This window comes from Photobacterium sp. 1_MG-2023, from assembly GCF_030547945.1.
Classification (GTDB): domain Bacteria; phylum Pseudomonadota; class Gammaproteobacteria; order Enterobacterales; family Vibrionaceae; genus Photobacterium.
In genome coordinates this window covers 43174-69413 of the sequence record NZ_JAUORR010000018.1, presented here as the reverse complement: position 1 = coordinate 69413, position 26240 = coordinate 43174, and the positions used below count along the sequence as shown (strand labels likewise).

Genomic DNA, 26240 nt, shown 5'->3' with positions numbered 1-26240 from the left:
CCTCATATCTATCGTAAAGGAGAACGAAAATGAAAGTTGCTGTTATTGGTGCGGCTGGCGGTATCGGCCAGGCTCTGGCTCTGCTGCTGAAAAATGAACTGCCTGCCGGCTCTGACCTGGCACTTTATGATATTGCCCCTGTGACCCCAGGTGTTGCGGCTGATCTGAGCCACATCCCAACGCCAGTTTCAATCAAAGGTTATGCCGGTGAAGATCCAACACCAGCACTGGAAGGTGCCGATGTGGTGCTGATTTCTGCAGGCGTGGCGCGTAAGCCAGGTATGGATCGTGCCGATCTGTTTAACGTCAATGCCGGTATTGTGAAATCTCTGGCCGAGAAAATTGCCGTTGTTTGTCCGAAAGCGTGTATCGGCATCATCACCAACCCGGTAAACACCACTGTTGCCATTGCCGCTGACGTCCTGAAGAAAGCAGGTGTTTACGACAAGAACAAACTGTTCGGTGTGACCACACTGGATATCATCCGTTCTGAAACTTTCGTGGCTGAACTGAAAGGTCTGAACCCGCGTGAAGTGAAGGTGCCGGTTATCGGCGGCCACTCTGGCGTGACGATTCTGCCGCTGCTGTCGCAGGTTGAAGGCGTGACGTTCACAGAAGATGAAGTGAAAGCGCTGACGCCACGAATTCAGAACGCGGGCACCGAAGTGGTTGAAGCGAAAGCGGGCGGCGGTTCTGCAACCCTGTCTATGGGTCAGGCGGCTTGCCGTTTTGGTCTGTCACTGGTTCGTGCTCTGCAGGGCGAGCAGAATGTGATTGAGTGTGCCTACGTTGAAGGTAACGGCAAACATGCCCGTTTCTTTGCACAGCCGGTACGTCTGGGTAAGAACGGTGCGGAAGAAGTGCTGGATTACGGCTCACTGAGTGCGTTTGAGCAAGAAGCACTGGACAGCATGCTGACAACGCTGAAAGGCGACATCGAGCTGGGCGAAACCTTCGCTGCGAAGTAAAACTGTCTTGCATGATCCGGTTGATCAACCGGTATCGATCAACCGGTATCGATCAACAAAGCGGCCTCAGGCCGCTTTGTTTGTTTCAGGCTCCGGAATTCATCCGGTTGGTCTCAGTAATAATCGTTACAGCCGCCATGCAATTGCGGCTCGTCTTTTAATTCACTGCACTGAATATGGATCCGTTTGTGATCCTTCAGGTTTTCAATCAGGGCGGTATCATGATCCGGATCGACTTCGATCACTTCTGCGATCCCTTGCGGGTATTCAACCCACATGCCCTGTTTCACATCTTTGGTTTGCATGCTGACCTCCGACAAAGAAGATAAACGGGTTTCCCTGCTCTGATAACTATAGTGCAGGCAAAAATATCGCGCGCGGAAGCAGAAATGAGTGTGGAAGCAAGTCGCGGCCTGAAGAACATCAGGCCGCAAAAAAGGGGCATGACAAAAAGGAATTACTTGGTGCGGTTCACCGACAGGTGCGCCAGCGCAATCAATGCGGCTTTGTAGTCGCTCTCAGGCAGCACAGAAAGGGCTGCAATGGCTTTTTCTGCTTCTTCCTCAGCACGTTGCTGAGTGTAGGCCAGAGAGCCGTGCTCTTCCATACAGGCGAGAATCGGTTGCAGTTTGTCCAGACCGTTGCCTCGCTCAATGGCTTCACGGATCATTGCAGCCTGAACCGCATTTCCGTGTTGCATGGCGTGCAAGAGAGGCAGGGTCGGTTTCCCTTCCGCCAGATCATCCCCAACGTTTTTGCCCATTTCTTCGCCGTCTGCACTGTAATCCAGCACATCGTCAATCAGCTGGAAAGCTGTACCCAGATACCGGCCGTATTCCTGCAGTGCCAGCTCGACAGATTCGGATGCATCCGACAGGATCGCCGCGACCTGAGTGGCGGCTTCGAACAAACGTGCAGTTTTGGAATAGATGACCTGCATGTAACTGGCTTCGGTGGTGTCCGGATCGTTACAGTTCATCAGTTGCTGGACTTCACCTTCTGCGATCACATTGGTCGCCTCGCTCATAATGTCGAGGATCCGCAAGGATCTCAGGCTGGTCATCATCTGGAAAGAGCGGGTATAGATATAATCACCAACCAGCACACTGGCGGCATTTCCGAAAGCGGCATTGGCGGTGGCTTTCCCGCGGCGCATGTCTGATTCGTCCACCACATCGTCATGGAGCAAGGTGGCGGTATGAATGAACTCAATAAACGCCGCTGCCGTGATGTGTTTTTCGCCTTGGTAGCCAAGTGCCCGGGCGGCCAGAATCGCGAGAATAGGACGCAGGCGTTTACCACCGCTGCTGACGATATAAAATCCCAGTTGGTTGATCAGGGCGACTTCTGAGGTCAGTTGTGCCTGAATCTTTGCGTCAACCGCCGCCATATCATCGGCGGTGAGTGCTTGGATAGTTTTGAAATCCATGATACATCCAGCAAAATTGTAAGCCGTATCGGCGCAATCAAAATAGAAAGATGCAGGCATACTACACTAAAACCTTCTCAGCTTCCTAACCTCCAGTCATGCAAATTGAATGACTTTTTCTGCTGAGCAGGTTTTCGCCATTTTTCTTTAGCCAACGGCTTGCCAAGCAGCGCGATTTCCAGTAATATTCGCGCCCTATTGATGACAAGATTAAGCGCATACCCATTGCCCAAATTTTGCCGTGGCAAGTGGCCTATGCGGATAAGCGGAGTAAGACATGTACGCTGTTTTTCAAAGTGGTGGTAAGCAACACCGAGTGAGCGAAGGCCAGACCTTACGCTTGGAAAAACTGGACGTTGAAACTGGTGCGAACGTTGAATTCGACAAAGTTCTGCTGGTTGCTAACGGTGAAGAAGTAACAGTTGGTGCACCATTCGTTGCGGGTGGTAAAGTGACTGCTGAAGTTGTGACACACGGTCGTGGCGATAAAGTAAAAATCGTTAAGTTCCGTCGTCGTAAGCATTCTCGTAAGCAAATGGGCCACCGTCAGTGGTTCACTGAAGTCAAAATCACTGGCATCAGCGCTTAAGAATTAGGAGAGTTTAGAGATGGCACACAAAAAAGCTGGCGGTTCTACTCGTAACGGCCGTGATTCAGAAAGTAAACGCCTAGGTGTTAAGCGTTTCGGTGGCGAATCTGTTCTGGCAGGTAACATCATCGTTCGTCAACGTGGTACTAAGTTCCACGCTGGTACTAACGTAGGTTTGGGTAAAGACCACACTCTGTTCGCTCTGACTGATGGCAAAGTGAAGTTCGAAGTGAAAGGTCCACAAAACCGTAAATTCGTTTCTATCGAATCTGCTGAATAAGTTCAGTTTCGTGAAGAACGTGAAAGCCCTGCCAATTGGCGGGGCTTTTTGTTATGGAGCAGGGTGGCCTCATCCTCGCTGCCAGTGGGCAATGCCTTGCCCTGAGAATTATTCCGATTGGTATTACAATAAAGACAGTCAGGCGGCGTATGCCCGTGACTGACGACGTGAGCGCCAGAGTGCGGAGAATAAGATGAAATTTGTAGATGAAGCGGTAATCCGGGTGGATGCAGGTGACGGCGGTAACGGTACTGTCAGCTTCCGTCGCGAAAAGTATGTCCCGAAAGGCGGCCCTGATGGCGGCGATGGTGGTGACGGCGGCGATGTGTATCTGCTGGCGGACGAGAACCTGAATACACTGATCGATTACCGTTTCGAACGTTTTCATGCGGCGGAGCGCGGTGAAAATGGCCGTGGCGGCAACTGTACCGGTAAGCGCGGGAACGACCGTGTTCTGTCTGTACCGGTGGGAACCCGAGCGGTGGATGAAGAGACCGGTGAGGTGATTGCCGACCTGACCAAACACGGCATGAAAATCATGGTGGCCAAAGGTGGTTTCCATGGTCTGGGCAACACCCGCTTTAAATCGTCCGTAAACCGGGCACCACGCCAGAAAACCATGGGCACCAAGGGTGAGATTCGTCATCTGCGCCTTGAGCTGCTGCTGTTGGCTGACGTAGGGATGCTGGGCTTGCCGAATGCGGGTAAATCGACCTTCATTCGTGCGGTTTCTGCAGCGAAGCCAAAAGTTGCGGATTATCCGTTTACCACACTGGTCCCAAGCCTGGGTGTGGTACGTGTGGATAGCGAGCGTAGCTTTGTGGTGGCCGACATTCCGGGCCTGATCGAAGGGGCTGCTGACGGTGCTGGTCTGGGGATCCGCTTCCTGAAGCACCTGGAGCGTTGCCGCGTGCTGCTGCACATGATCGATCTACTGCCGGCGGACGGCTCGGATCCGGTTGAGAATGCCTTTACGATCCTCAATGAGCTGGAGCAGTACAGCGAGAAGCTGGTGAACAAGCCGCGTTGGATCCTCTTTAACAAGGTGGATCTGCTGCCGGAAGAAGAAGCGCAGGAAAAGATCCAGGAAGTGCTGGAAGCGCTGGCATGGGAAGACAAGTATTTCTGTATCTCTGCCCTGAACCGGACCGGCATCAAGCCGCTGACTTATGAGCTGATGGATCTGATTGCTTCCATTCCTCAAATCGTCGAGGAAGAGGAAGAAGTCGAAGAGACCAAGAAAGTCGACTTCAAGTGGGATGACTACCACGAGCAGCAGCTGAAGAAAAATGCCAAGCAAGACGATGACGATGATGACGACGACTGGGATGACTGGAATGAAGACGACTATGATGTCGAAATCATTTACAAGCCATAACGGCCGTTGATCTGAAAACCGCTCTCAGGAGCGGTTTTTTTGTGCCCCATCAAATTGAATTTTCTCTGAGCAGCGATAATGCACAGCAAGCACGGAAGCAGAGGGAGTCAGGATGCAGCCAGTCACACTGAAAATGGAACGGGATATCGCCCGGATTGTCGCACAGGTCGGCCAGCGGTTATTACAGCATGGCGCGGAATCTGCGGTCGTGGTGGATGTCAGTCAACGTGTGGGGCTGGCACTGGGTGTGCACGAGGTCAATATTGCGCTGACCGCGAATGCCATTGTGGTGACCGTCCATGTTGAAGGGCATTGTCTGACGACCACACGCCGCTGCCGGGATCACGGGATCAATATGGCGGTGGTGATCCGGATCCACCACCTGTGCATCATGGCGGAAAAAGGGCTGCTGGATCCGGATAGCATGGCAAAACGTCTGGCGGCGATCCAGCCTCAGCGTTATCCGCCGCTGGGAGTGATTCTGATGATCGGTCTGTCCTGCGCCGCATTTTGCCTGCTGGCGGGGGGCGACTGGATCCTGGCGCTGATCACCTTGATTGCCGCCTCTGCTGCCATGGCCTTGCGACTCTGGATGGCGCATCATCACTTTAACCCACTGCTGACTTTTGCTGCTGCTGCGTTTGTGGCGACCGCGGTATCGGCATCTGCTCCTTTATTTGCGCTGGGGAATGAGCCCTTTCTGGCCATGGCCTCGTCCGTGCTGTTACTGGTGCCCGGTTTTCCACTGATTAATGCTGTGGCTGATATGGTATCCGGTTTTGTGAATCTGGGGATTTCCCGCTGGGTGATGGCCAGCTTACTGACGCTGTCGACCAGCCTCGGCATTGTTGCGGCAATGAATCTGCTGAACGTCTGGGGGTGGCTGTCATGACTGGACTGCAATGGCTTTTTGCACTGCCTGCAGATATGGTTCTGGCTGCGATTCCGGCCGTCGGGTTTGCCATGGTATTTAACGTGCCTGTGAGGGTATTGAAATACTGCGCCATGGCGGGGGCACTGGGTCACGGTTGCCGGTTCGTGCTGATGCACCACGGGATGCCGATTGAATGGGCGAGTTTCTTCGCAGCTTTGCTGGTGGGTACAACCGGTATCATCTGGTCGCGCAGATTGCTGGCACCGCCGCATGTGTTCACTGTGGCGGCGGTGATCCCCATGGTGCCCGGCGTTTATGCGTTTAAAACCATGATTGCCCTGGTGGATCTGAATCAGCATGGTTTCTCCCCCGAGATCTGGCAACGCATGGCGGAAAACGGGATCACTGCAGCCTTTACTGTGGCAGCCCTTGCAATTGGACTGGCAATGCCCGGCCTAATGTTTTATCGTCGCCGACCAGTGATTTAAAAGGAGTGAGACGCGTGAAAATCAGTATGGTCGCCGCGATGGCAAAGCACAGAGTGATTGGCAAAGATAACGCGATGCCCTGGCATTTACCGGCTGACTTCGCCTGGTTTAAAAAAGTGACGCTGGGGAAACCCATTGTGATGGGACGCAAAACGTTTGAGTCCATCGGTCGTCCTTTGCCGGGTCGTCATAATATCGTGATCACCCGCAACCCGGATTATCGTGCGGAAGGGGTAACGGTGGTGACTGATCTTCACGCTGCCCAAGTGGCGGCAGGCGCGGTTGAAGAGTTGATGATCATTGGCGGTGGCAGTGTGTATGCTGAATGCCTGCCGATGGCCGATGCGCTGTATCTGACGTTGATTGATTTGACGGTTGAGGGTGATACCTGTTTTCCAGATTGGGGGCAGGGCTGGAAGCAGGTTTACAGCGAGCACTATGCGGCAGACGAAAAAAACGCGCATGACATGGAATTTATCGTACTCGAGCGTGAGTAACCCTGCTGCATGCGATTTGGCCCGTGTGTGAACACGGGCCGATGTGAATTATCCGGCCATGGGGGCCAGCGCCAATGAAGCTCCCAGCAGCATCAGAATACTGCCGATGGTTCGGTTGATCATGCCCTGGCGACTGAGCATGGCGGTTCTGAGGGATGCCTGAGAAAAGAACATCGCCACCAGGCTGAACCAGACCCCATGTGCGCCCGCCATAAAGAGTCCATAAGCCAGCTGGACCCATACCGGGGTGTCCGGATTGACCATTTGCGTAAACGTGCTGAGCACAAAGAGGGTGGTTTTCGGATTGAGCGCATTGGTCATCAATCCCTGTCTGAATGCAGCAAAACCTGAAGGGTTCAGTGGCGTGTCTTCAGCGGCCGCTAAGTGGGTTCTGCTGCGCAGCGTACTGAACCCGATATAGATCAGATACACCGCCCCGAGATACTGGATGGCCGCAAACAAAACCGGGGAGGTGGCGATAAGGATACCGACCCCGAGCATGGTGTAGCCGACATGAATCAACACGCCGGCAGCGATACCCAGAGCGGCCAGCAATCCCGCTTTCCGGCCACACAGATAACTGCTCCGGGTGACCATGGCAAAATCAGCACCAGGGCTGATCACGGCCAGCACAGTAATCATGACAACGGCAAAAACTTCGGTCATTTCAGATTTCCTTTACAAATATTCAAGTTATTGTTCAGTTGATTTCGTCATATTGTTCTGTAAATTCTGTACATTGAATATTGATAACTTCTCAATGAATACTTGCGGAAAACTCAACGATCATGAAATTACCTTCACTCAATGCCCTGCGTGTCTTTGAAGCTGCTGCGCGGCATCAAAGTCTGGTGAAAGCTGCGGATGAATTGTGCGTGACGCAATCTGCAGTCAGCCGGCAGATGACACAGTTGGAAGGGACGCTGGGATTGCAATTGTTTGAGCGGAGAAACCGGGGCATTTTTCTGACGCCACAGGGCGAGCAGTTGCAGGCTGGTTGTCAGGAAATGTTTGATATTCTCAAGCAAACGCTGAAAGCGCTGAAAGCACCGGACACCCGGTCTCCATTAGTGGTTTCTTGCGAACCGACGATCATGATGAAGTGGCTGATCCCACGTCTGGCGGACTTCCAGTCCCGGCACCCAGAGATAGAGCTGCACCTGAGCGCATCCGGTGGGCCGATTGATTTCTTGCACAGCCAGGCCGATATTGCAATCCGCCGGGACGATTTCAGCTGGAGTCCGAACTATCACGCCGCCATCATTGCTCCTGAGCTCACCGGCCCGGTGATGCTGACTGAACAGTGGGAGCAGCGTGCATCCGACACCGAGCCGGTGACACGGCTGCATAGCCAAACCCGGCCCAGTGCCTGGCAGGTTTGGCAGCAGCGCTCACATCAGATTGTCCCTGTCCGGGATGAGATCTGGTTTGAACATTTCTACATTATGCTTGAGGCGGTCTACGCCGGCAGCGGCTGTGGTCTGGGGTCAGTTTACATGGTGGGCAGTGATATCAAAAACCGACAGTTGGCCGCCCCGTTCGGATTTACGCCGGACGGCTCGTCTTATTGTCTGCTCTCACCGAATGCGATCGAGGGCGATGAGCGGGTTGTGGCTTTGCTGGACTGGCTGCGTCGGGCTTTTCAGGAAACGGCAGCGGGTGTGATGGCTTCATTGCCCGCTCGCCCTTAGTGGTCAACTGAGTTGGTGAGTCGGGTCTGTTCAAAACGTTGCTGGTCTTCCCAGCGCAGCATGGTGAGCTGATGGCCCCAGACACAGCCGGTGTCCAGTCCGATCGCCTTGTCATCCTGATAGCCCATCAGTGAGGCCCAGTGACCGAAAATAATGGTTTTACCCAGCGGTTGTGTGCGGGGAAACTGAAACCAGGGCAGCAGGTGATCTGTGCCTGGCTCGCCCGGAGGCAGTTTGCAATGCATCTCCAGCCGACCATCGGGATACAGGTAGCGCATCCGGGTTAGCGCATTGATGGTGAAGCGCAATCTGTCCAGCCCGGGCAGCGCAGGATCCCACAGGTCAGGTTCATTGCCGTACATATTGCTCAGCAGCCATTGCTGGTGCTCGCTTTGCAGCATGGCTTCGACATCGCGCGCGCAGCGTCGGGCATCGTCGAGCTGCCATTGCGGGGGGATACCGGCATGGACCATGACAACCGGGTGTGTGGGATGTTCGGCCAGCAGAGGCTGGCGGCTGAGCCAGTCAAGCAATGCATCGCTGTCGCTGGCTTGCAAAATCTGATCAATCTGATCTTTTTGCTTGGCTTTGCCGATGCCTCGGGCCACAGCCAGTAAGTGCAAATCGTGATTACCCAGCACGCTGGTGGCACTGCTGCCCAGCGATTTCACCAGACGCAGGGTCGAGAGAGAATCCGGCCCGCGGGCGACGAGATCGCCCGCCAGCCAGAGCTCATCTTCTTTTTCGCTGAACCCGACGTGCGCCAGTAAGGCGCACAGTTCACGGTAACAGCCCTGAATATCACCGACCAGATAAGTCGCCATGCATGCCCTGTGATTAATGCAGAATATTGGGAATTGCGAGGCGGAAAGGTAAGATTTCTGCCTGAAACTCGTTGCCATCTTCGTCGATCATGACGTAATGGCCTTCCATCACTCCCAGTGGGGTTTCGATGATGGTCCCGCTGGTATAGGTATATTCATCGTTGGCAGCAATGGTGGGCTGCTCACCGACGACCCCTTCACCTTCTACGACCAGTTTCTTGCCATTGGCATCTGTGATCAGCCAGCGACGACGCAGTAATTGCGCATTGCCCTGGCCCAGATTGCAGATAGTAATGGTGTAAGAAAAGACGTAGCGATCTTGTTCTGGTTCCGACTGGTCATCAATATAGTGAGTGATGACGCGGCATTTGATGGTTGGATTTGATTTCTTGTTCACCTTGCAGCTTCCTTTCGAAACGACTTTACCCTATTGCAAAAAGGCCGGACATGGGGTCCGGCACACGCTGTTTAGTGGGTTGGGTTGGCATCCAGCCAGTTCGCCATGGCCACAAACTGTTCCAGAGTCAGGTTTTCCGGACGAGCGCCCGGATTGATCCCCAGATGTTCCAGCGTTTCTGCATCCATCAGAGACTTATAGCAGTTCCGGATGGTTTTACGGCGCTGGTTAAATCCTTCGCGCGTCACGCGATCCAGCCATTTCAGGTTAGTACACGGATGCGGCAAGGTCTCATATGGTGTTAACCGAACCACGGCAGAATCGACTTTGGGGGCTGGTTTAAACGCACTTGGCGGCACTTCCAGTACCGGCATGACTCTGCAATAGTACTGAGCCATCACGGTCAGACGACCATAAGCTTTGCTGCCCGGACCTGCGGCCAAACGGTTCACCACTTCTTTTTGCAGCATGAAGTGCATGTCTTCTACATGTTCATGGAAAGTGAACAGGTGGAACATCAGCGGTGTGGAAACGTTGTAAGGCAGGTTTCCGAAAATCCGCAGCTTGTTGTTTTCTTTGATCAACTGCGTGAAGTCGAAGCGCATAGCATCGCCTTCATGAATCGTTAGCTTGCTGGCCAGAACCGGATGGTGGCGCAGACGCTCAGCCAGATCACGGTCAAGCTCGACCACGGTAAATTTATCGACCTGTTTGCCAACAGGCTCAGTCAGAGCACCCAGGCCCGGACCGATTTCTACCAGATTCTGGCCTGGTTTCGGATTAATCGCGGCGACGATGTTGTCGATGATGTACTCGTCGTGCAAGAAGTTCTGGCCAAAGCGCTTACGGGCGCGGTGGCCCAGATGGACCTGATCACTGCTCATTGTTGTTTGTCTACCATTTCGATGGCGTGGGTCAGCGCTGTCCTGAGGCTCCCAGTATCCGCCTGTCCGGTACCTGCGAGTTCCAGTGCAGTACCATGATCTACTGAAGTTCTGATAAAAGGCAGCCCCAGCGTAATGTTGACGGCATTGCCAAAACCTTTGAATTTCAGGACAGGTAAGCCCTGATCGTGGTACATCGCCAGTACTGCATCAGCTTCGGCCAGGTACTTGCCCTGGAAAATTGTATCGGCTGGCAACGGGCCAACCAGATGCATGCCGTCCTCTTCTCTGAGGACATTGAGTGCCGGGGTGATCACATCGATCTCTTCCCGGCCCAGGTGACCGTCTTCCCCGGCATGGGGATTCAGACCACAGACGTAAATTTTCGGCGTCTTGATGCCGAATTTGCTTTTCAGATCTGCGTGCAAGACACGAAGGACCTGATGAATTCTGTCCTGGGTGATGGCCTTGGCCACATACGCCAGTGGGATATGCGTGGTGACCAGCGCCACCCGTAATCCTTCGGTTGCCAGCATCATCACAACCTGATTCGATTGCGCCTGCTGGGCAAAAAATTCGGTGTGGCCACTGAAGGACACACCTGCCTGATTGATAATGCCTTTGTGTACCGGTCCGGTGACCAGCGCTGCAAATTCGCCATCCATATTGCCTTCGGCGGCACGGCGCAATGTTTCCAGCACGTAGTGGCCATTGCGTTCGTTCAGCTGGCCCGGTACAACCGGCGCATCCAGCGGGCGATCGGCGACGAGCAGGGTGCCCGGCCGGTGCGGCACAGCCGGACGGCTGGCATCATAACGGATGACTTCCAGTGGGACATCCAACGCGGCTGCACGTTCTGCCATGAGCTCGGCACTGGCACAAACGACCAGCTCGTGCGGCCAGACTTCCTGTGCCAGCGTCACCACGAGATCCGGGCCTATTCCCGCCGGTTCCCCCGGCGTGACGGCAATACGTTTAACCTTGTTCATCATCATATCCTGGTTGTTCAATATAGGCGCCGGCCCGCAATTCCTGCAGCCACGCCTGAGCTTCTTCATTAAACTTCCGGCTGAAGAGGATCCGGTAGGCACGGTTTTTTACCGCGGCATCGGTGCGATCCACCTGACGGCGATCCAGCACTTCAACAATATGCCAGCCGTGGACCGTCTTAAACGGTTCACTGAGGGTGCCTTCCGGCAGGGATTCGACCTGCGCTTTGAATTCAGGGACATAAATGTCAGGGGTTTGCCAGCCCAGGTCACCGCCATTGACGGCAGAACCCGGATCAGCACTCAGTGCCTGTGCGGCATCGGCAAAATTGCGACGACCGGCCAGGACATCCTGGCGAACCTGCTCCAGCTCTTTTTTCGCTCCTTCATCACTGAGGATGACGGAGGTTTTCAGCAGGATGTGGCGGGCTTTCACTTCCGTGACGGAGATAGTCTCCAGACCCTTCACATCATTGATTTTGAGAATGTGGTAACCCACACCACTGCGGAATGGCCCTATGATAGCACCTTTCCCCTGCCCATGGATCTGATCGGCGAAAATCGTCGGCATTTCTTCCGGGCTCATCCAGCCCCAGGCTCCACCCTGCAAGGCTTTCGGGCCGTTGGAGGCGCTGTAAGCCAGATTGGCAAAATCAGTACCCGGTTGATTGAGCTGGGTGACCAGATCGCGGGCTTTGCCTTCTGCGCGCTGACGGTCAGTCTGACTGGCGCCTTCGTCCAGACGGATCAGAATATGGCTGACATTGTACTGCACCCCTTCCTGTTGCTGCTGGTTCAGCTGCGTCGCGAGGTTGTCGACTTCCTGTGGCAGTATATTGATCCGGCGGCGAACCATGATGGTGCGGGCTTCACTGGCGGTCAGATCCCGGCGGATCTGCTCGCGAAACATAGGATAGCTGATGCCATTGCTGGCCAGTTCCTGCTGTAGCTGTGCCAGAGACATATTTCGCTCAGCGGCGATCTGAGCGATCGCCTGATCCAGACGGTTATCATCAATGCGGATCCCGAACTGTTCTGCCTGCTGTAGCTGCAGGGTTTCCATGATGAGCTTTTCCATCACCTGATTGATCAGAACACTGTCATCCGGCAATGACTGGCCCTGCTGGGCGGCATTGAGATGGACGGTTTTCAGCATGGCATCCACATCGCTTTGCAGAATCACGCTTTCGTTCACAATGGTGACGACTTTATCCAGAGGCTGAATGGCCGCCAGAGAGCTGGTGGTCAGGCCTAACAGGGACAGGCCAACAAGAAAAGACTTCCACATTTTCATATCCGTATCCAGGCGCATCATGCGCAGTTGGTGAGGACGGGCCATGGCCCGTCCTGTTTAGTTATTCAGGTAGAATGGACGACCATAACCGATGGCATTGCCACTGGCGCTGGAAGCGCCGACCGCCGGTGCGCCAGCCAGACCCAGCAGCGAGAACGAGATACTGAAGTTCTGCTCGTACTCAACCGGTTGTGTGTTCACATTGCTGCGCGCCACCATGTATTCGTTGTAACCCAGCGTAATCATCCAGCAGTCCGAGCGGTAGTTGAGGGAGATCTGTCCTTCCACCATCTGATTTTCCGTGAGGTCATGGTAGTAATCCCCCCGGATGCTCAGACCCGCATGGATCGGGAAACCGGTCGAGAAGCCGACCTGAGAAATCCCTTCCTGTGTGTAATTATCGATCTGATTATTATCCGGCAGACTCTGCTGAATATACTCTTTCGAGACATAGCGATAGTTGAGCTGGCTAAACAGGCCGCCTTCCCGGTATTCCATCGCCGCGTTGGCAAACTGCATGTCTTTTTCGCTGGCGTCATACTGCAGACTGCCATGGAAGAATAACCAGTCGTTATAGTTGAAGTCTGACTCAAAGGCGGATGCCGAATAGTTCGGTTGGGATTCGCCTTCTTCCTGCAGATTACGACCGGAATCATTGAGATAAAAGATCTGACCAAATGACAGGTTGAAACGCTCTTTTAAATCGTTGTCGAAGAACCGGGTACTGGCCCCGACGGTAAACTGGTTGGCTGCGGCAATCCGGTCCACGCTGGAATAGCGGCGTTCGCGGAACAGGCCATAGTAATCGGTCTGCAAAATCGTGGTGTCATAAGCGCCGTAAATATCGCTCTGATCGACATCTTTCACATACAGATACTGAAGTTGTGGCTCCAGGCTCTGGGTGTAGTCGCTGCCAAACAGATCGGTATCCCGCTCAAAGTACAGGCCGGTCAGCATGCGCAGGCTGGGCACGGTTCGGGTCGCGGTTTCATCCAGATCTTCCAGGCCGACTACGGTTGGGTCGAATTCCTGATTGTAATAGGTGTACATCAGCTTGGCTTCTGTGGTCATCGACCACCACGGTGTCGCATAGGGAAGCGTCAGCGACGGCTCCAGGTGAACCCGGTCTGCCGATGGCTTACTCGGATCATCATTTTCAAAGCGGCTGATATGGCTCAGCAAACCAAAGTCCAGACCATAACCCAGCTCTGGCTCGTAGTAGTTGAATTCAAGCTGCGGCATCAGGCGATAGTTGGAAGAGACCCCGGGTGTCAGCGGCTGGAAGTTCCGGACCCGCAGGGTTGAATCCCAATTGTAATCCCGGTAGGAGACTTCGCCGGTTTGCAGCAGGTTGTTGTCTTCACGACGGCCGATGTCAGAATCAACATCCGAGAAATAGGTTACGTCGCTGACTTTGCTGTAATCAACATGGAAAATCCAGTTCTCATCATAAGTACCGCTGTGGGACCAGTTGAAGGCCCAGCGCGGATCGTTGTCGCTGGCTGCACTGTCGTCTGGCAGATATTCGCCTTTCAGGCCGCCCTGACCAAATTCGGTCAGATAGCGGAAATGGCTTTTGAGCTGCACCCCGCGGTTACTCATGTACTTCGGTGTCAGGGTCAGATCGTAATTTGGCGCGATGTTCCAGTAGAACGGGGTTTCCAGTTCGAAACCATCGCGGGAGCCGTAGCTGACGGTCGGATACAGAAAGCCGGTCAGGCGCTCATCGCCGACAGGCACCCGCAGGTAAGGCATGTAAAATACCGGCACATCGAGGACTTCGAAGCGGGCGTTGTACAAATCGGCAAACGGTGAATCGGCTTCGCGCTCAATACTGGTGGCGGTGAATTGCCAGCTTTTGTCGCCGGGCGGACAGGTGGTATAGGTGCCGTTCCGCAACCGGTAGTAGGTCATGCCTTCTTTTTCGATTTTGGTCGCTTCACCACGGCCGGCTTCGCAGGTCAGGCTGTAGACGGCGTTGTTGATCTCGGCATCATCGGTATCCAGGTTGTTGTGCATGTTATCGGCATACACTTCGATGGTGCCATCATGGAAGTAAACATTGCCTTCGGCGCTGACGGTATTCTTGCGCTGGTTCATGGTGGCAATATCGGCGGCAACCGTGCGGTTGGATTGTCGAATCACGACATCGCCGGAGTATGTGACGCTCTCTCCGCTTGATGCTTCGGCCTGATCGGCGGAGATACGGATTGGGGCGTTGTTCGGGTCCCCTTCGCTGGGATCCGGTGTCAGGCACATGCCTCGAACCAGAGCCAGTTCATCCTCGGCCGTCGGGCTGGTTTCCTTCTCAATGAGGGCATCATTGGCGAATGCTGACGGGCCATATAAAGCAATGCTGATCATGGTCGCCAATAAACTGCGGGAAGTGAAAGACATTGAGATTTAAATTCCTGTGTTCATGATATAGCGCAAAGTGACCCAACGGGGGTTGAACTATTTTGTCCGGGCCACGACGCAACCAGACAAAAACTCAACAACCTCAGGTATCCGGCCCGAGCCAGAAGTCCCCAGATAAAGGTTGCTATGATAAAGCAATTTCTGCTCCACAGCATCACAATGGATGGGTGACAGGTCTGTGACCGGATAAAATCATTATTATTTTTTCTGCTATGATGCCGCGAGACATTTGTCAGACTGAGGCTGCCTTTATGGCTAGAGATCATGTCGACAGTCCACTCTTTTCATAAGATTAGACGGCATTCGCGGGCACAATTTAGCAAATTACCAGAGAGTATAACATGCAGGTGTTGGGCAAGATTCTAGGTGCATTTTTTGGTTTCCTCCTTGGTGGACCTATTGGTTTGTTATTAGGCATCTTTTTAGGCCATAAGTTCGATCAGGCCCGTCGCAATGCTAATCAGGACGGTGGCTTTGGGCGTTTTTCAGGCGGGCAGACGGATCATCAGTCCCGTCAGGCCGAGTTCTTTCATGCCGGATTTTCGGTCATGGGCCATATGGCGAAAGCCAAAGGCCGGGTGACGCAGGAAGAGATCCGCGTGGCCAGCGCCATCATGGACAGAATGCAGCTGCATGGTGAAGCCCGCCGTCTGGCACAGGATGCATTCCGCGAGGGGAAAGCGGAAGATTTTCCATTGCAGGATGTGCTGGGCCGGGTTCGGCACAGTACACAGGGGCGCCTGGATTTGCTGCAATTCTTCCTGGAGCTGCAAATACAGGCAGCTTTTGCAGATGGCAGCCTGCATCCGAAAGAACGCCAATTGCTCTTTGTGATTGGCCGGGGACTGGGATTTTCCGATCAGCAACTGGAACGACGTCTGCACATGCAGGAGGCGGCGTTTCGTTTTCAGCAGGGCGGTGGTTTCTACCGCCAGCAATCCCAGCAGCAGGGTGGGCCTCGTCAGGCACCCCGCCGGGATCAACTGGCTGATGCCTACGAATTACTGGGCGTTGCACAGGACGCCAGTGCGAAAGACCTGAAACGATCTTACCGCAAACTGATGAACGAACATCACCCGGACAAGCTGGCGGCCAAAGGTCTGCCGCCGGAGATGATGGAGCTGGCCAAACAGAAAGCCCAGGAACTGACGGCTGCTTATGAGCTGATCAAAAAAGAAAAGGGCTACAAATAAACCGCGTCTCAGACGCGGTTGCGTGGTTTACCTGCGACAAAGGCTTCCAGGTTCTCTATCAGCTGGTTTGCCAGTGCCTGAATGGCTGAATCAGCGCCCCAGGCCACATGGGGTGTGAGTAACAGGTTGGGCAGATCAGCGTTGGCCAGTAACGGGTTTGAATTGTCTGCGGGTTCAGCGGTAAACACATCCACACCGGCGCCGCCCAACGGGCCGGTTTTGAGCGCTGCCACTAAGTCTGCTTCATGAACTAATCCGCCCCGGCCTGTATTGATCAGCAGGCTGCCGGGTTTCATCTGGGCCAGTTCCGTGGCCGCAATCAAATTTGTCGTCGCCTCTGTGAGCGGACAGTGCAGGGTGATCGCATCGGCAGTCTGAAGCACCTGCTCAAACGGCAGATAGCCATCACGGCAGACGGCTGCGCCTTTGCGTTCTGCAAAGATCACCCTGATACCCAGTGCGGAAGCCAGTGTTCCGACCGCCTGTCCCAGACTGCCACTGCCGATAATGCCCAGCGTACTGCCTGCCACATCACCAATCGGGTGAGTGAAGAAGCAGAACAGTTTCTTGTCCTGCCAGACGCCCGCCTGAATATCCTGATGATAGGCAAAGAGATTTCTTTTCAGAGCGAACAGCATGGCGATGACATGCTCGGGTACTGAGCCAGTGGCATAACCCCGGATGTTACTGACGACGATGCCATGCGCGCGACAATAATCTAAATCCACATTATTAGTACCGGTTGCGGCGATCGCCACCATTTTCAACTGGGGCAATTGACGCAAAATACCGGCATCCAGTACCACTTTATTGGTGACTGCGATATGGGCGTCCTTGAGTCGTGTAACGACCTGATCCGGCGTGGTTGCGGGGTAATCCTGCCACTGGTGTTCAAAGGCAGGACGGGGGAGTTGGATCTGGCTGGGAATGGTATCCCGATCCAGAAAAACAATGTGTTGCATCACGCTGACTCCTTGCTGCATGCGATCTGTTTTCGGTCAGAAGACAGACAGTAAACACCAGCCTCGGCATGGCTGCAAGCCGGGAAACAGAGCGACACGCTGGCCGCTCTGCTGAAGGGGAGCACTTAAAGCATGAGCAGGAAAATCACAGCCAGTGCGGACATGAAGGCGGCGAACCCATAGCAGATCACTTTGCCAGCCAGACCGGTGTGAAATTTCAGATCGTGCAACCCGTGGTGAACCCGGTGCATGGCATGCCACATGGGTAACGCCAGCGTCAGAAACAGAAAACCGGCGCCGACCCAACGGGTGGCAAAGGCCAGCACGCGATCATAACTGAAATGTTCGGCATCAATGATCCCCAACGGCATCAGAAGACCCAGCACCAGAATGGTGACCGGGGTGACCATGGCAAACCAGGTGCCCCCGGCACCAAACAGGCCCCACCAGATGGGTTCTTCTGAGCGTTTTGGATTGAGATCGACCGGATGAGATGTCTTCACGTTTCGCTCCTTATACGAACCACAGTACAACCAGAGAAATCACAGCGGTGGCTGTCCACTGCGCGCCAATGACCCATTTTTTATCCAGTACTTTGCCCCCAAGGCGGATGGGCATCACTTGCGGCATCATCTTGAAGAAGGTGAAGGCATGCAGCAGACTGCCCGCCAGCGTGACGAGATTGATGGCGATAATCACCGGATGGGACATCAGCGCCAGCCAGCCTTGCCAGGCCGCCGGCCCCCGGACCAGCGCACCAAGGCCGCAGGCCAGCAAGACGGTAAAGCACACCAGCGGCACAACGGTCGCCTCACGCAGCATATAGAAACGGTAGAACGGGTGATGCAGCCACCAGTCCCGTTCCATCGGGCGGATATAGGGTTTGCGATGACTCATGTTCAGACCTCCACGGAGTTGCGTGAGCCGTCCGGCTTGAGCATGGCAATCACGAAGTCCTTGGCGGATTCGATTTTGCCCTGATTGACGGCTGCCGCCGGATCGACATGTTTCGGACAGACTTCGGAGCAGTAGCCGACAAAAGTACAGCCCCAGGCACCGTTTTCGCTATTGATCAGCTTCATACGTTCAGCGTTGCCAAAATCCCGGTTGTCCAGGTTATAACGATGCGCCAGAGTCAGCGCTGCCGGGCCGATGAAGGCCGGGTTCAGGCCAAACTGTGGGCAGGCGGCATAGCACAGGCCGCAGTTGATACAGCCGGCAAACTGTTTGTAGAGGTCCATCTGCGCCGGAGTTTGCAGGTTGGTGCCGTCTTCCGGCTGACGAGGGTTCCCGATGAGGTAGGGCTTGATGGCTTCCAGGCGTTCAATGAAGGGCGTCATGTCGACCACCAGATCTTTTTCAATCGGGAAATTCGCCAGTGGCTCAATGGTGACGCCGTCCGGATAATCCCGCAGAAAACATTTACAGGCCAGTTTCGGCACGCCATTGACCATGACGCCGCAGGAGCCACAGATCGCCATCCGGCAGGAGCAGCGGTAGCTCAGGTCTTTATCCAGATAGTCTTTGACATAGTTGAGGGCATCCAGCACCGACATGGTGGCATCGAAAGGCACCTCATAAGACTGGAAATGAGGCGTGTCATCCTGCTCCGGTTGATAGCGCAGAATGTTCACCGTTTGAATTCCGGTCGCTGACATCAGTGGTGCTCCTCTGATTGAGACGCCTGCACGGCGGCGGCATGCTCGGCAGCTTCGCCGTACAGTCGTGCTTTTGGCTGGGATTTGGTAATCGTGACCTCGCTGTAATCAATGCGGGGTGCACCGTCAGGATGAAAGAAAGCCAGCGAATGTTTGAGGAAGTGGGTGTCATCCCGCTCCGTACAACCTTCATCCAGTCGCTGGTGGGCCCCGCGGGATTCGCGGCGCTGGAGCGCGGAATGCACCATGGCTTCGGCCACATCCAGGCTGTAACCGATCTCCAGAGCATAGAGCAGATCGGTGTTGAAGACTTTGCCTTGATCCTGAATCCGGATCCGTGTGTAGCGATCTTTCAGCTTGGCCAGTGTGTCGATGGTCTGCTGCATGAGATCGGCCTGACGGTAGATACCGCAGCCGGCTTCCATCGCCAGCCCCATTTCCTTGCGGATTTCTGCCCAGTTTTCATCCCCTTCCTGAGCCATCAGCGACTGGATCCGGGCATCGGCCGCCTTGATCTGTTGCGTGATGGCCGCATCATGCCAGCCCGTAAATTCCCCGGCCCGTTTCACGGCCTGTTCTCCGGCAACCCGCCCGAACACGACAAACTCAGCCAGAGAATTGGACCCTAACCGATTGGCACCGTGCAGGCCGATGGAAGCACATTCCCCGACAGCAAACAGACCAGTAATGCGGGTTTCACAGCGAGCGTCGGTTTCAATGCCCCCCATGGTGTAGTGCACCGTCGGACGGATCGGAATGGGCTCACTGGCCGGGTCGACATTCACATAGGCTTTCGCCAGTTCACAGATAAACGGCAGCCGCTCGTTGAGATAGTCTTCGCCCAGATGACGCAGATCCAGATGCACCACATCGCCCAGCGGATGATCAATCGTGTTGCCCTTTTGCTGTTCGTGCCAGAAGGCCTGTGAGACTTTGTCGCGCGGGCCGAGCTCCATATATTTATTTTTTGGCTGGCCGACCGGCGTTTCCGGTCCCATGCCATAGTCCTGAAGATAACGGTAACCGTGTCTGTTGACGATGATGCCGCCTTCGCCACGGCAGCCTTCGGTCATCAGAATACCGGTGCCGGGTAGTCCGGTCGGGTGATACTGCACGAATTCCATATCCCGCAGTGGCACGCCGTGGCGATAAGCCATCGCCATGCCGTCGCCGGTGACGATGCCACCATTGGTATTGCAGTGATATACCCGGCCAGCGCCTCCGGTCGCCAGTACCACGGCTTTGGCCTTGATGGCGATCAATTCGCCTTCCGACATGTGAATGGCGATCAGGCCCTGCGCTTTGCCGTCGTCAACCAGCAAATCCAGTACAAAGAACTCGTCGAACCGCTTGATCTGAGGGTATTTCATCGAGGTCTGGAACAGGGTATGCAGCATGTGAAAGCCGGTTTTATCGGCGGCAAACCAGGTCCGTTCGACTTTCATGCCGCCGAACCGGCGGACGTTCACCTCGCCGTTGTCTTTCCGGCTCCAGGGGCAGCCCCAGAGTTCCATCTGAATCATTTCGCGGGTGGCGTGATTGACAAAGTATTCCACAACATCCTGTTCGCACAGCCAGTCGCCACCACTCACGGTATCGTGGAAGTGGTTGTCCAGGCTGTCTTCTTCCTTGATCACTGCAGCAGAGCCTCCTTCTGCGGCAACCGTGTGGGAGCGCATCGGATAGACTTTGGAAATCAGGGCGATCTCCAGTTCAGGGTTCGCTTCAGCAGCGGCAATGGCGGTGCGTAATCCGGCGCCGCCAGCACCGATGACGGCGATATCAGTGGTCAGGACTTGCACGGTGATCCTCCTGTAGGGCCTGCGGGGTGTGCGGGCATTCCTCGTGATTCGGCTCTTGCGGGAACCGGGATGACACGAGTGTAGAAGAGGCGTATCCGGTAAATATTGATGTATTCGGGCTTTTATGCCGATTTCAGACCTGAGCCATCAGGCGAAGGTCATCGTGCGACGGAGTTAACGTTTCAGAGGGAGAGTGGAAGAGGGACAGAAGACAGAGTCACTTCGCGAATGAGAGTGACTCCGATCCGGTCTCAGAGGCTGCGCTCAGGCGCGTCCGGGAAAAAGTCACAGGGGGCGAACAGATGACGCGGTTCATGGGTGTACGGATGGAAAAAGCTCAGCTCAGCCGCATGCAGTTGCAGGCGTGGGGCCATTGCTTTGGCTGCTTCGTGCGCATAAAACCCGTCTCCCAGAATCGGATGACCCAGCGCGAGCATGTGGACCCGCAACTGATGGGAGCGGCCCGTCACCGGACGCAACCGGACCAGACTGCTCTGTCCGTTGCTTTCCAGCACCTCATAGTGAGTGACCGAGGGTTTGCCGTCTTCAAAACAGACCTTCTGCATCGGCCGGTTCGGCCAGTCGCAGATAAGCGGCAGATCAACGGTGCCTTGCTGAGGTTCCGGTGTACCCCAGACCCGCGCGTAATACACTTTTTCGGTCTGGCGATCGCGAAACTGGGCTTTCAGATGACGTTCTGCATCTTTGTTGAGTGACAGTATGATCAGCCCGGATGTTGCCATGTCCAGCCGATGGACAATCTGTGCCTTGGGATATTCGGCCAGCACCCGGTTCATCACACTGTCGGCATGCGCCGGATCCCGTCCCGGATTGGACAGCAGGCCGGAAGGCTTATTGACAGCAATAATATCGCGGTCGACATACAGGACGTCGAGCCAGGGATCCGTTGGCGGGTGATAGGCCAGTGGCGGTAAGGGATTCATGCTCAGTTTTCTCAGGTTGAACGCAGAAGCGGCGGGCGCGATAGTATCACAGGGCAGCCGGGAGATCCCACTGCCCTGTGAGGTGGTCAGACGGGCTGCGATCAGTTGTGGCTGACCGCAATCAGACGCAGCGAGTCCAGCTGGATCTGAGCTTTGCTGATGTAACCGGTCAGGTCCTGAATCTGGCTTTGCAGCAGTTCCAGCTCATCGTCACGGATGTTCGGATTCACAGATTTCAGCGCCTGCAGTCGGGCCAGCTCTGCACCCAGCGTGCTCTCCATGTCCTGCTGAGCGGCCTGTCGGACCTTGTCCAGCTCGCTTTCCACCATCTGATCACCGGCAGCAATCAGAGCATGAATTTCTTTCTGGACCGAGTTCACCAGCTTGCTGCCCAGGTGACGGTTCACCGGGCTCAGTTGACGGTTGAAACCTTCAAAGGCAACCTGAGCGGACAGGTTGTTCCCTTTGCCATCCAGCAGGATGCGGATCGGCGTGTGCGGCAGGAAGCGGCCAATGCCGGACTGCTTCGGTGCCTGAGCATCCACCACGTAAACCAGTTCCAGCAGCAGGGTTCCTGCCGGAAGCGCTTTGTTTTTCAGCAGAGAAACGGCTGTGGTGCCGACGCCTTCGGACAGCAGCAGATCGATGCCGCCTTGAATCATCGGGTGCTCCCAGCTGATGAAATGCATGTCTTCCCGGGACAGCGCAGTTTCGCGGTCAAACGTAATGGTGCAGCCGTCGTGGGGCAGTCCCGGATAGCTGGAGACCATCATGTGTTCCGAAGGTGTGATCACCAGGGCGTTTTCTCCGCGGTCATCCTGGTTCAGGCCGACGGTATCAAACAGGCCCAGCGCGAAGGTGACCAGATTGGTATCCCCGTCTTTGGACGCAATGTTTTCTGCCAGCGCCCGGGCTGCATCACCGCCGTTGGAATGGATTTCCAGCAACCGGTCACGGCCCTGTTCCATCTTGCTGCGCAGTTCAGAATGCAGGCGGGCACTGTCGGTGATCAGTTCATCCAGCGCTTCCGGACTGTGATTCTCACTTGCCAGCAGGCTGAACAACTGCGGCTGAACAGCTTCGTAAACAGCACGGCCCGTCGGACAGGTTTCTTCGAACGCGTTCAAACCTTCGTTGTACCAGTGTGCCAGCAGGGCCTGCGAGGTGCCTTGCAGATGCGGGACGTGAATTTCGATATCCCGCTGCTGACCGATCCGGTCCAGACGGCCAATCCGCTGCTCCAGCAGATCCGGGTTGTTTGGCAGATCGAACATCACCAGCTGGTTGGCAAACTGGAAGTTGCGGCCTTCTGATCCGATTTCAGAACACAGCAGCACCTGCGCGCCGTCTTCGATTTGTGCAAAATAGGCGGCCGCTTTGTCCCGTTCCAGAATCGACATGCCTTCGTGGAACACCGTGGCGCGGATGCCTTCTTTTTCACGCAGCGCCTGTTCCAGATTCAGCGCCGTTTGTGCGCGGGAACAGATCACCAGTACTTTTTCGTTGCGGTTGGCTTTGAGGAAGTCCAGCAGCCAGCTCACGCGCGGATCGAAGTTCCACCAGGTCGCGGCGCTGCCTTCAAATTCCTGATAGATATCTTCTGGATAGAGCAGTTTCAGGACTTTTTCTTCTTCGCTGACTTTGCCCATCATCATCCCGGCTACACGCATCGCCGTGCTGTACTGGCTTGGCATGGCCAGCGGATACAGGTTCAGATGGCGCGCAGGGAAACCCTGAACCGCAGAACGGGTATTTCGGAACAGCACACGACCGGTACCGTGACGGTCCATCAGGCTGTCGATCAGCTCCTGTCGGGCCGCGGCCTGCTCGTTTGCTTCGCTGTCGCCGGTCAGTGTGTCCAGCAGCGGTGCAATATCTTGTTCCGGCAGCAGGCGGATCAGGGTGTCACGGGCAGCGTCATCCAAGTGTTTTCCGGCCAGCAGCTCAGACACGGCATCAGCCACGGGGGCGTACTGACGTTCTTCTTCCAGAAAGGCGTCGTAGTCGTAGAAACGATCCGGGTCGAGCAGGCGCAGGCGGGCAAAGTGGCTCTGATGGCCCAGCTGATCCGGGGTTGCGGTCAGCAGCAGGCAGCCCGGCGTGGTTTCGGCCAGTGCTTCGACGACCTGATACTCGCGGCTCGGTTTGTCTTCATCCCACACCAGATGGTGCGCTTCATCAACGACCAGCAAATCCCATTCGGCTTCCAGCGCCTGATCAAAACGGCGCTTGCTTTTGCGCAGGAAATCCAGAGAACACAGCACATACTGGGCTGTATCAAAGGGGTTGGCGGCATCAGCAATGGCTTCCACACAGCGTTCTTCGTCAAAGATAGAGAAGTGCAGGTTGAATCGGCGCATCATCTCGACCAGCCACTGGTGCTGCAAAGTTTCCGGGACCAGGATCAGAATGCGTTCCGCACGGCCGGACAGCACCTGCTGATGGATGATCATCCCGGCTTCAATGGTTTTCCCCAGGCCAACTTCATCGGCCAGCAGCACACGCGGTGCAAAACGGCGACCCACTTCATGGGCAATGAACAGCTGATGCGGGATCAGACCGGCACGCATCCCGCACAGGCCCCGCAACGGACTTTTATGCTGTTCATGCTGATTTGTCAGGGCACGGTAACGCAGGGCGAAGCGATCCATCCGGTCAATCTGACCGGCAAAGAGTTTGTCCTGAGGTTTGTTAAAGCGAATCTGATTGCTCAGGAAGATCTCGCGCAGTGCTACGTTTTCTTCCCCGGTGTCCGAGCGGGTTCCGAAATAGGTCAGCACCCCTTGCTGCTCTTCCACTTGCTCGACCTTGAGCGACCAGCCTTCCTGACTTTCAGCCAGATCGCCGGTGTTGAACATGACGCGGGTAACCGGTGCATCATGGCGCGCATAAACGCGATTCTCTTCGCTTGCTGCAAACATCAGGGTAACGGTACGCGCATCAAGCGCGACCACGGTTCCTAACCCTAAATCACTTTCCGTGTCACTGATCCAGCGTTGACCCAAAGCAAATGGCATAGTGGAGAAAACCTTCTAAATATTTGAAATTTTGGAGAATGTTTATCCGGCGGCGGTATTGTTATCGACTACACTGAAATTAAGTGTAAGCCAGAAATGGCGCCGGAAAAAAGGGGGCTAATGGTACTGCATGATGGGAGCCAGGTCACGGGCTAAGTGATGGGCTGAGACAGTGAGAAAATTGTCACAATATTTTCATTTTTTGCGGTCATTAATGAAAAGCGGGTTTACGCTTAATAATGATAGCCGATGGCAATGGCTATCTCAGATGAACAAGGAGACGTCTATGGACGATGCCGCTAGGAAAGTCTTTGTACTTGATACCAACATCCTGTTACATGAACCCCTCGCCATCTACTCCTTCAAAGAGCACGACGTAGTCATACCGATGACAGTTCTGGAAGAACTGGACCGAATCAAAGACAGCAAACGGGATGTTGCCCGTGATGCCCGGGTTGCCATCCGAGCATTGGAAGCCATCTTTCACGATGCGACACCAGAGCAAATCTCTGCCGGGATCCCACTGCCGACCGAAGGTGACCACAAAGGACGTATCGCCATTTTCGCGGATTACGAAATTCACGAAACGGTCCATGCCTTTGCGGATAAAGCCGGTGACAACCGGATCCTCAATGGGGTGCTCTACCTGCAAAACCATTATGCGCCACGGAAAGTGGTGCTGATCACCAAAGACATCAACATGCGGTTGCGTGCCAAAGGCGCCGGGGTGCTGTATGTCGATGACTATCGTTCCGACCAGCTGATTGACGATGTCAGTCTGCTGACCAAAGGGTTCCACCGTTATCCGGGCAGCTTCTGGGAACGCGTGGGGGAATGTCACTCGGAAAAGCGTGGCCGTTCTACAATCCATACGCTGCCACAGGAACTGTTTGATACACCATTCGTGAATCAGTATCTGATTGATGAAGATACCGATTTTGCTGCGCGGATTCAGGATCTGGACGGTGAAAACGTCACCCTGAAAGATCTGGGACACGAGCGGCTGATGCACCGTCAGGCCTGGGGGATTCATCCGAAGAATATCTATCAGGGCATGGCGATGGATGCTTTGCTCGATCCGGACATTGATCTGGTGATCCTGACCGGTCCTGCGGGTTGCGGTAAAACGATTCTGGCGATGGCTGCCGCGCTGGAACAGGTGATCGAAAAAGGCATGTACGACAAGATCATTGTCACCCGGAATACGCCGGACATTGCCGAGTCCATCGGTTTCCTGCCGGGGACGGAAGAAGAGAAAATGATGCCCTGGCTGGCTGCCGTGACAGACACCATGGAGGCACTGCATAAGCACGATGTCTGCACGGACGGTTCGATGAAATATATCTTCGAGAAAGCCAATATTCAGTTTAAATCCATCAACTTCATGCGCGGCCGCTCGATCCAGAATGCCTTTGTGTTGCTGGATGAGTGTCAGAACCTGACCGCGTCGCAAATCAAGACCATCATCACCCGTTGTGGTGAAGGCACCAAGCTGATCTGTTCCGGGAACCTGGCGCAGATCGACTCCACTTACCTGTCGCCTGTCACATCAGGCCTAACCTATATCGTCGAGCGATTTAAAAATTTCGAGGGCAGCGCCAATATTTATCTCAATGGCGTGGTTCGCAGTCGTCTGGCAGAATTTGCCGAAGAGAATCTGTAAC

26 protein-coding genes are annotated in these 26240 nt (G+C 54.9%); 10 read left to right on the top strand and 16 right to left on the bottom strand.

Annotated features, from left to right (window positions below):
- The first annotated feature begins 29 nt into the window (after window positions 1–29).
- Entirely contained in the window at window positions 30–968 is a 939-nt protein-coding gene (gene mdh / locus Q4579_RS15590) for a malate dehydrogenase (RefSeq protein WP_303565477.1), read from the top strand.
- Between the two features lie 113 nt (window positions 969–1081).
- Here the strand turns inward: mdh and Q4579_RS15585 are convergent, their stop codons facing one another.
- Both Q4579_RS15585 and ispB read right to left on the bottom strand, forming a co-directional pair.
- Window positions 1082–1273 carry a hypothetical protein gene (locus Q4579_RS15585; RefSeq protein ID WP_303565476.1) on the bottom strand — a complete coding sequence of 64 codons (192 nt, stop codon included), beginning with the start codon at window positions 1271–1273 and terminating at the stop codon, window positions 1082–1084.
- A 152-nt stretch (window positions 1274–1425) separates the two neighbouring features.
- A complete protein-coding gene (gene ispB, locus Q4579_RS15580) occupies window positions 1426–2397 on the bottom strand; it encodes an octaprenyl diphosphate synthase (RefSeq protein WP_303565475.1) in 972 nt (323 codons plus the stop codon).
- Window positions 2398–2674: 277 nt separating this feature from the next.
- Between ispB and rplU the strand changes: the two genes are divergently transcribed.
- The 6 genes from rplU (at window position 2675) to folA (ending at window position 6503) form a co-directional block, all read left to right on the top strand.
- The gene (rplU, locus tag Q4579_RS15575) at window positions 2675–2986 is read left to right on the top strand and encodes a 50S ribosomal protein L21 (protein WP_027251813.1); all 312 of its coding nucleotides are present in this window, start codon (window positions 2675–2677) and stop codon (window positions 2984–2986) included.
- A gap of 19 nt (window positions 2987–3005) precedes the next feature.
- Window positions 3006–3266: a 50S ribosomal protein L27 gene (gene rpmA / locus Q4579_RS15570; protein ID WP_211646988.1), complete on the top strand. Its 261-nt coding sequence runs from the start codon at window positions 3006–3008 to the stop codon at window positions 3264–3266.
- A gap of 193 nt (window positions 3267–3459) precedes the next feature.
- Complete coding sequence (gene cgtA / locus Q4579_RS15565; RefSeq protein ID WP_211646989.1) at window positions 3460–4644, top strand: Obg family GTPase CgtA; 1185 nt, start codon at window positions 3460–3462, stop codon at window positions 4642–4644.
- Between the two features lie 112 nt (window positions 4645–4756).
- Entirely contained in the window at window positions 4757–5536 is a 780-nt protein-coding gene (locus tag Q4579_RS15560) for a threonine/serine exporter family protein (protein WP_303565474.1), read from the top strand.
- Complete coding sequence (locus Q4579_RS15555; RefSeq protein WP_303565473.1) at window positions 5533–6006, top strand: threonine/serine exporter family protein; 474 nt, start codon at window positions 5533–5535, stop codon at window positions 6004–6006. Before Q4579_RS15560 ends, Q4579_RS15555 begins: the two co-directional genes overlap by 4 nt.
- Before the next feature lie 14 nt (window positions 6007–6020).
- Complete coding sequence (gene folA / locus Q4579_RS15550; RefSeq protein WP_303565472.1) at window positions 6021–6503, top strand: type 3 dihydrofolate reductase; 483 nt, start codon at window positions 6021–6023, stop codon at window positions 6501–6503.
- A 48-nt stretch (window positions 6504–6551) separates the two neighbouring features.
- Here the strand turns inward: folA and Q4579_RS15545 are convergent, their stop codons facing one another.
- Entirely contained in the window at window positions 6552–7169 is a 618-nt protein-coding gene (locus Q4579_RS15545; RefSeq protein WP_303565470.1) for a LysE family transporter, read from the bottom strand.
- 122 nt (window positions 7170–7291) lie between these two features.
- Here Q4579_RS15545 and Q4579_RS15540 point away from each other — a divergent pair, with 122 nt between their 5' ends.
- The gene (locus tag Q4579_RS15540; protein ID WP_303565468.1) at window positions 7292–8194 is read left to right on the top strand and encodes a LysR family transcriptional regulator; all 903 of its coding nucleotides are present in this window, start codon (window positions 7292–7294) and stop codon (window positions 8192–8194) included.
- Here Q4579_RS15540 and Q4579_RS15535 read toward each other — a convergent pair.
- The 6 genes from Q4579_RS15535 to lptD form a co-directional block, all read right to left on the bottom strand.
- Complete coding sequence (locus Q4579_RS15535; RefSeq protein WP_303565467.1) at window positions 8191–9018, bottom strand: symmetrical bis(5'-nucleosyl)-tetraphosphatase; 828 nt, start codon at window positions 9016–9018, stop codon at window positions 8191–8193. The two genes, Q4579_RS15540 and Q4579_RS15535, sit on opposite strands and share 4 nt — an antisense overlap.
- A gap of 13 nt (window positions 9019–9031) precedes the next feature.
- Complete coding sequence (gene apaG, locus Q4579_RS15530) at window positions 9032–9415, bottom strand: Co2+/Mg2+ efflux protein ApaG (protein WP_303565466.1); 384 nt, start codon at window positions 9413–9415, stop codon at window positions 9032–9034.
- A 71-nt stretch (window positions 9416–9486) separates the two neighbouring features.
- Window positions 9487–10299 (bottom strand): 16S rRNA (adenine(1518)-N(6)/adenine(1519)-N(6))-dimethyltransferase RsmA, encoded by an 813-nt coding sequence (rsmA, locus tag Q4579_RS15525; protein WP_303565465.1) that lies wholly within the window; start codon window positions 10297–10299, stop codon window positions 9487–9489.
- The gene (gene pdxA / locus Q4579_RS15520) at window positions 10296–11288 is read right to left on the bottom strand and encodes a 4-hydroxythreonine-4-phosphate dehydrogenase PdxA (RefSeq protein WP_303565464.1); all 993 of its coding nucleotides are present in this window, start codon (window positions 11286–11288) and stop codon (window positions 10296–10298) included. Before pdxA ends, rsmA begins: the two co-directional genes overlap by 4 nt.
- Window positions 11275–12582 carry a peptidylprolyl isomerase SurA gene (surA, locus tag Q4579_RS15515; RefSeq protein WP_303565507.1) on the bottom strand — a complete coding sequence of 436 codons (1308 nt, stop codon included), beginning with the start codon at window positions 12580–12582 and terminating at the stop codon, window positions 11275–11277. Before surA ends, pdxA begins: the two co-directional genes overlap by 14 nt.
- 57 nt (window positions 12583–12639) lie before the next feature.
- Entirely contained in the window at window positions 12640–14979 is a 2340-nt protein-coding gene (lptD, locus tag Q4579_RS15510; RefSeq protein ID WP_303565463.1) for an LPS assembly protein LptD, read from the bottom strand.
- 362 nt (window positions 14980–15341) lie between these two features.
- On the opposite strand from lptD, the gene djlA reads away from it, so the two are divergent.
- Window positions 15342–16193, top strand: a complete 852-nt coding sequence (gene djlA, locus Q4579_RS15505; protein ID WP_303565461.1) for a co-chaperone DjlA — start codon at window positions 15342–15344, stop codon at window positions 16191–16193.
- A gap of 8 nt (window positions 16194–16201) precedes the next feature.
- Here djlA and Q4579_RS15500 read toward each other — a convergent pair whose 3' ends face one another.
- The 7 genes from Q4579_RS15500 to rapA all read right to left on the bottom strand — a co-directional run bounded on the left by Q4579_RS15500 (window position 16202) and on the right by rapA (window position 24576).
- A complete protein-coding gene (locus tag Q4579_RS15500) occupies window positions 16202–17155 on the bottom strand; it encodes a D-2-hydroxyacid dehydrogenase (RefSeq protein ID WP_303565460.1) in 954 nt (317 codons plus the stop codon).
- Window positions 17156–17280: 125 nt separating this feature from the next.
- A complete protein-coding gene (gene frdD, locus Q4579_RS15495; RefSeq protein WP_303565459.1) occupies window positions 17281–17658 on the bottom strand; it encodes a fumarate reductase subunit FrdD in 378 nt (125 codons plus the stop codon).
- Window positions 17659–17668: 10 nt separating this feature from the next.
- Window positions 17669–18052: a fumarate reductase subunit FrdC gene (gene frdC, locus Q4579_RS15490; protein WP_303565457.1), complete on the bottom strand. Its 384-nt coding sequence runs from the start codon at window positions 18050–18052 to the stop codon at window positions 17669–17671.
- A 2-nt stretch (window positions 18053–18054) separates the two neighbouring features.
- On the bottom strand, window positions 18055–18813 hold the full coding sequence (locus Q4579_RS15485; RefSeq protein ID WP_303565456.1) for a succinate dehydrogenase/fumarate reductase iron-sulfur subunit: 759 nt from the start codon (window positions 18811–18813) through the stop codon (window positions 18055–18057).
- Window positions 18813–20615 carry a fumarate reductase (quinol) flavoprotein subunit gene (gene frdA / locus Q4579_RS15480; RefSeq protein WP_303565454.1) on the bottom strand — a complete coding sequence of 601 codons (1803 nt, stop codon included), beginning with the start codon at window positions 20613–20615 and terminating at the stop codon, window positions 18813–18815. Before frdA ends, Q4579_RS15485 begins: the two co-directional genes overlap by 1 nt.
- Before the next feature lie 251 nt (window positions 20616–20866).
- Window positions 20867–21559 (bottom strand): bifunctional tRNA pseudouridine(32) synthase/23S rRNA pseudouridine(746) synthase RluA, encoded by a 693-nt coding sequence (rluA, locus tag Q4579_RS15475; protein ID WP_303565452.1) that lies wholly within the window; start codon window positions 21557–21559, stop codon window positions 20867–20869.
- Between the two features lie 101 nt (window positions 21560–21660).
- The gene (gene rapA / locus Q4579_RS15470) at window positions 21661–24576 is read right to left on the bottom strand and encodes an RNA polymerase-associated protein RapA (RefSeq protein ID WP_303565451.1); all 2916 of its coding nucleotides are present in this window, start codon (window positions 24574–24576) and stop codon (window positions 21661–21663) included.
- Window positions 24577–24862: 286 nt separating this feature from the next.
- Here rapA and Q4579_RS15465 point away from each other — a divergent pair, with 286 nt between their 5' ends.
- Window positions 24863–26239, top strand: coding sequence for a PhoH family protein (locus Q4579_RS15465; protein WP_303565450.1), 1377 nt, complete (start codon window positions 24863–24865; stop codon window positions 26237–26239).
- The last annotated feature ends 1 nt before the right edge of the window (window position 26240 follow it).

Coding starts and splice junctions, on each gene's coding strand:
- mdh (WP_303565477.1), top strand. CDS start 30: ATGAAAGTTGCTGTTATTGGTGCGGCTGGCGGTATCGGCCAGGCTCTG.
- Q4579_RS15585 (WP_303565476.1), bottom strand. CDS start 1,273: ATGCAAACCAAAGATGTGAAACAGGGCATGTGGGTTGAATACCCGCAA.
- ispB (WP_303565475.1), bottom strand. CDS start 2,397: ATGGATTTCAAAACTATCCAAGCACTCACCGCCGATGATATGGCGGCG.
- rplU (WP_027251813.1), top strand. CDS start 2,675: ATGTACGCTGTTTTTCAAAGTGGTGGTAAGCAACACCGAGTGAGCGAA.
- rpmA (WP_211646988.1), top strand. CDS start 3,006: ATGGCACACAAAAAAGCTGGCGGTTCTACTCGTAACGGCCGTGATTCA.
- cgtA (WP_211646989.1), top strand. CDS start 3,460: ATGAAATTTGTAGATGAAGCGGTAATCCGGGTGGATGCAGGTGACGGC.
- Q4579_RS15560 (WP_303565474.1), top strand. CDS start 4,757: ATGCAGCCAGTCACACTGAAAATGGAACGGGATATCGCCCGGATTGTC.
- Q4579_RS15555 (WP_303565473.1), top strand. CDS start 5,533: ATGACTGGACTGCAATGGCTTTTTGCACTGCCTGCAGATATGGTTCTG.
- Q4579_RS15545 (WP_303565470.1), bottom strand. CDS start 7,169: ATGACCGAAGTTTTTGCCGTTGTCATGATTACTGTGCTGGCCGTGATC.
- Q4579_RS15540 (WP_303565468.1), top strand. CDS start 7,292: ATGAAATTACCTTCACTCAATGCCCTGCGTGTCTTTGAAGCTGCTGCG.
- Q4579_RS15535 (WP_303565467.1), bottom strand. CDS start 9,018: ATGGCGACTTATCTGGTCGGTGATATTCAGGGCTGTTACCGTGAACTG.
- rsmA (WP_303565465.1), bottom strand. CDS start 10,299: ATGAGCAGTGATCAGGTCCATCTGGGCCACCGCGCCCGTAAGCGCTTT.
- pdxA (WP_303565464.1), bottom strand. CDS start 11,288: ATGAACAAGGTTAAACGTATTGCCGTCACGCCGGGGGAACCGGCGGGA.
- surA (WP_303565507.1), bottom strand. CDS start 12,582: ATGAAAATGTGGAAGTCTTTTCTTGTTGGCCTGTCCCTGTTAGGCCTG.
- lptD (WP_303565463.1), bottom strand. CDS start 14,979: ATGTCTTTCACTTCCCGCAGTTTATTGGCGACCATGATCAGCATTGCT.
- djlA (WP_303565461.1), top strand. CDS start 15,342: ATGCAGGTGTTGGGCAAGATTCTAGGTGCATTTTTTGGTTTCCTCCTT.
- Q4579_RS15500 (WP_303565460.1), bottom strand. CDS start 17,155: ATGCAACACATTGTTTTTCTGGATCGGGATACCATTCCCAGCCAGATC.
- frdC (WP_303565457.1), bottom strand. CDS start 18,052: ATGAGTCATCGCAAACCCTATATCCGCCCGATGGAACGGGACTGGTGG.
- Q4579_RS15485 (WP_303565456.1), bottom strand. CDS start 18,813: ATGTCAGCGACCGGAATTCAAACGGTGAACATTCTGCGCTATCAACCG.
- rluA (WP_303565452.1), bottom strand. CDS start 21,559: ATGAATCCCTTACCGCCACTGGCCTATCACCCGCCAACGGATCCCTGG.
- rapA (WP_303565451.1), bottom strand. CDS start 24,576: ATGCCATTTGCTTTGGGTCAACGCTGGATCAGTGACACGGAAAGTGAT.
- Q4579_RS15465 (WP_303565450.1), top strand. CDS start 24,863: ATGGACGATGCCGCTAGGAAAGTCTTTGTACTTGATACCAACATCCTG.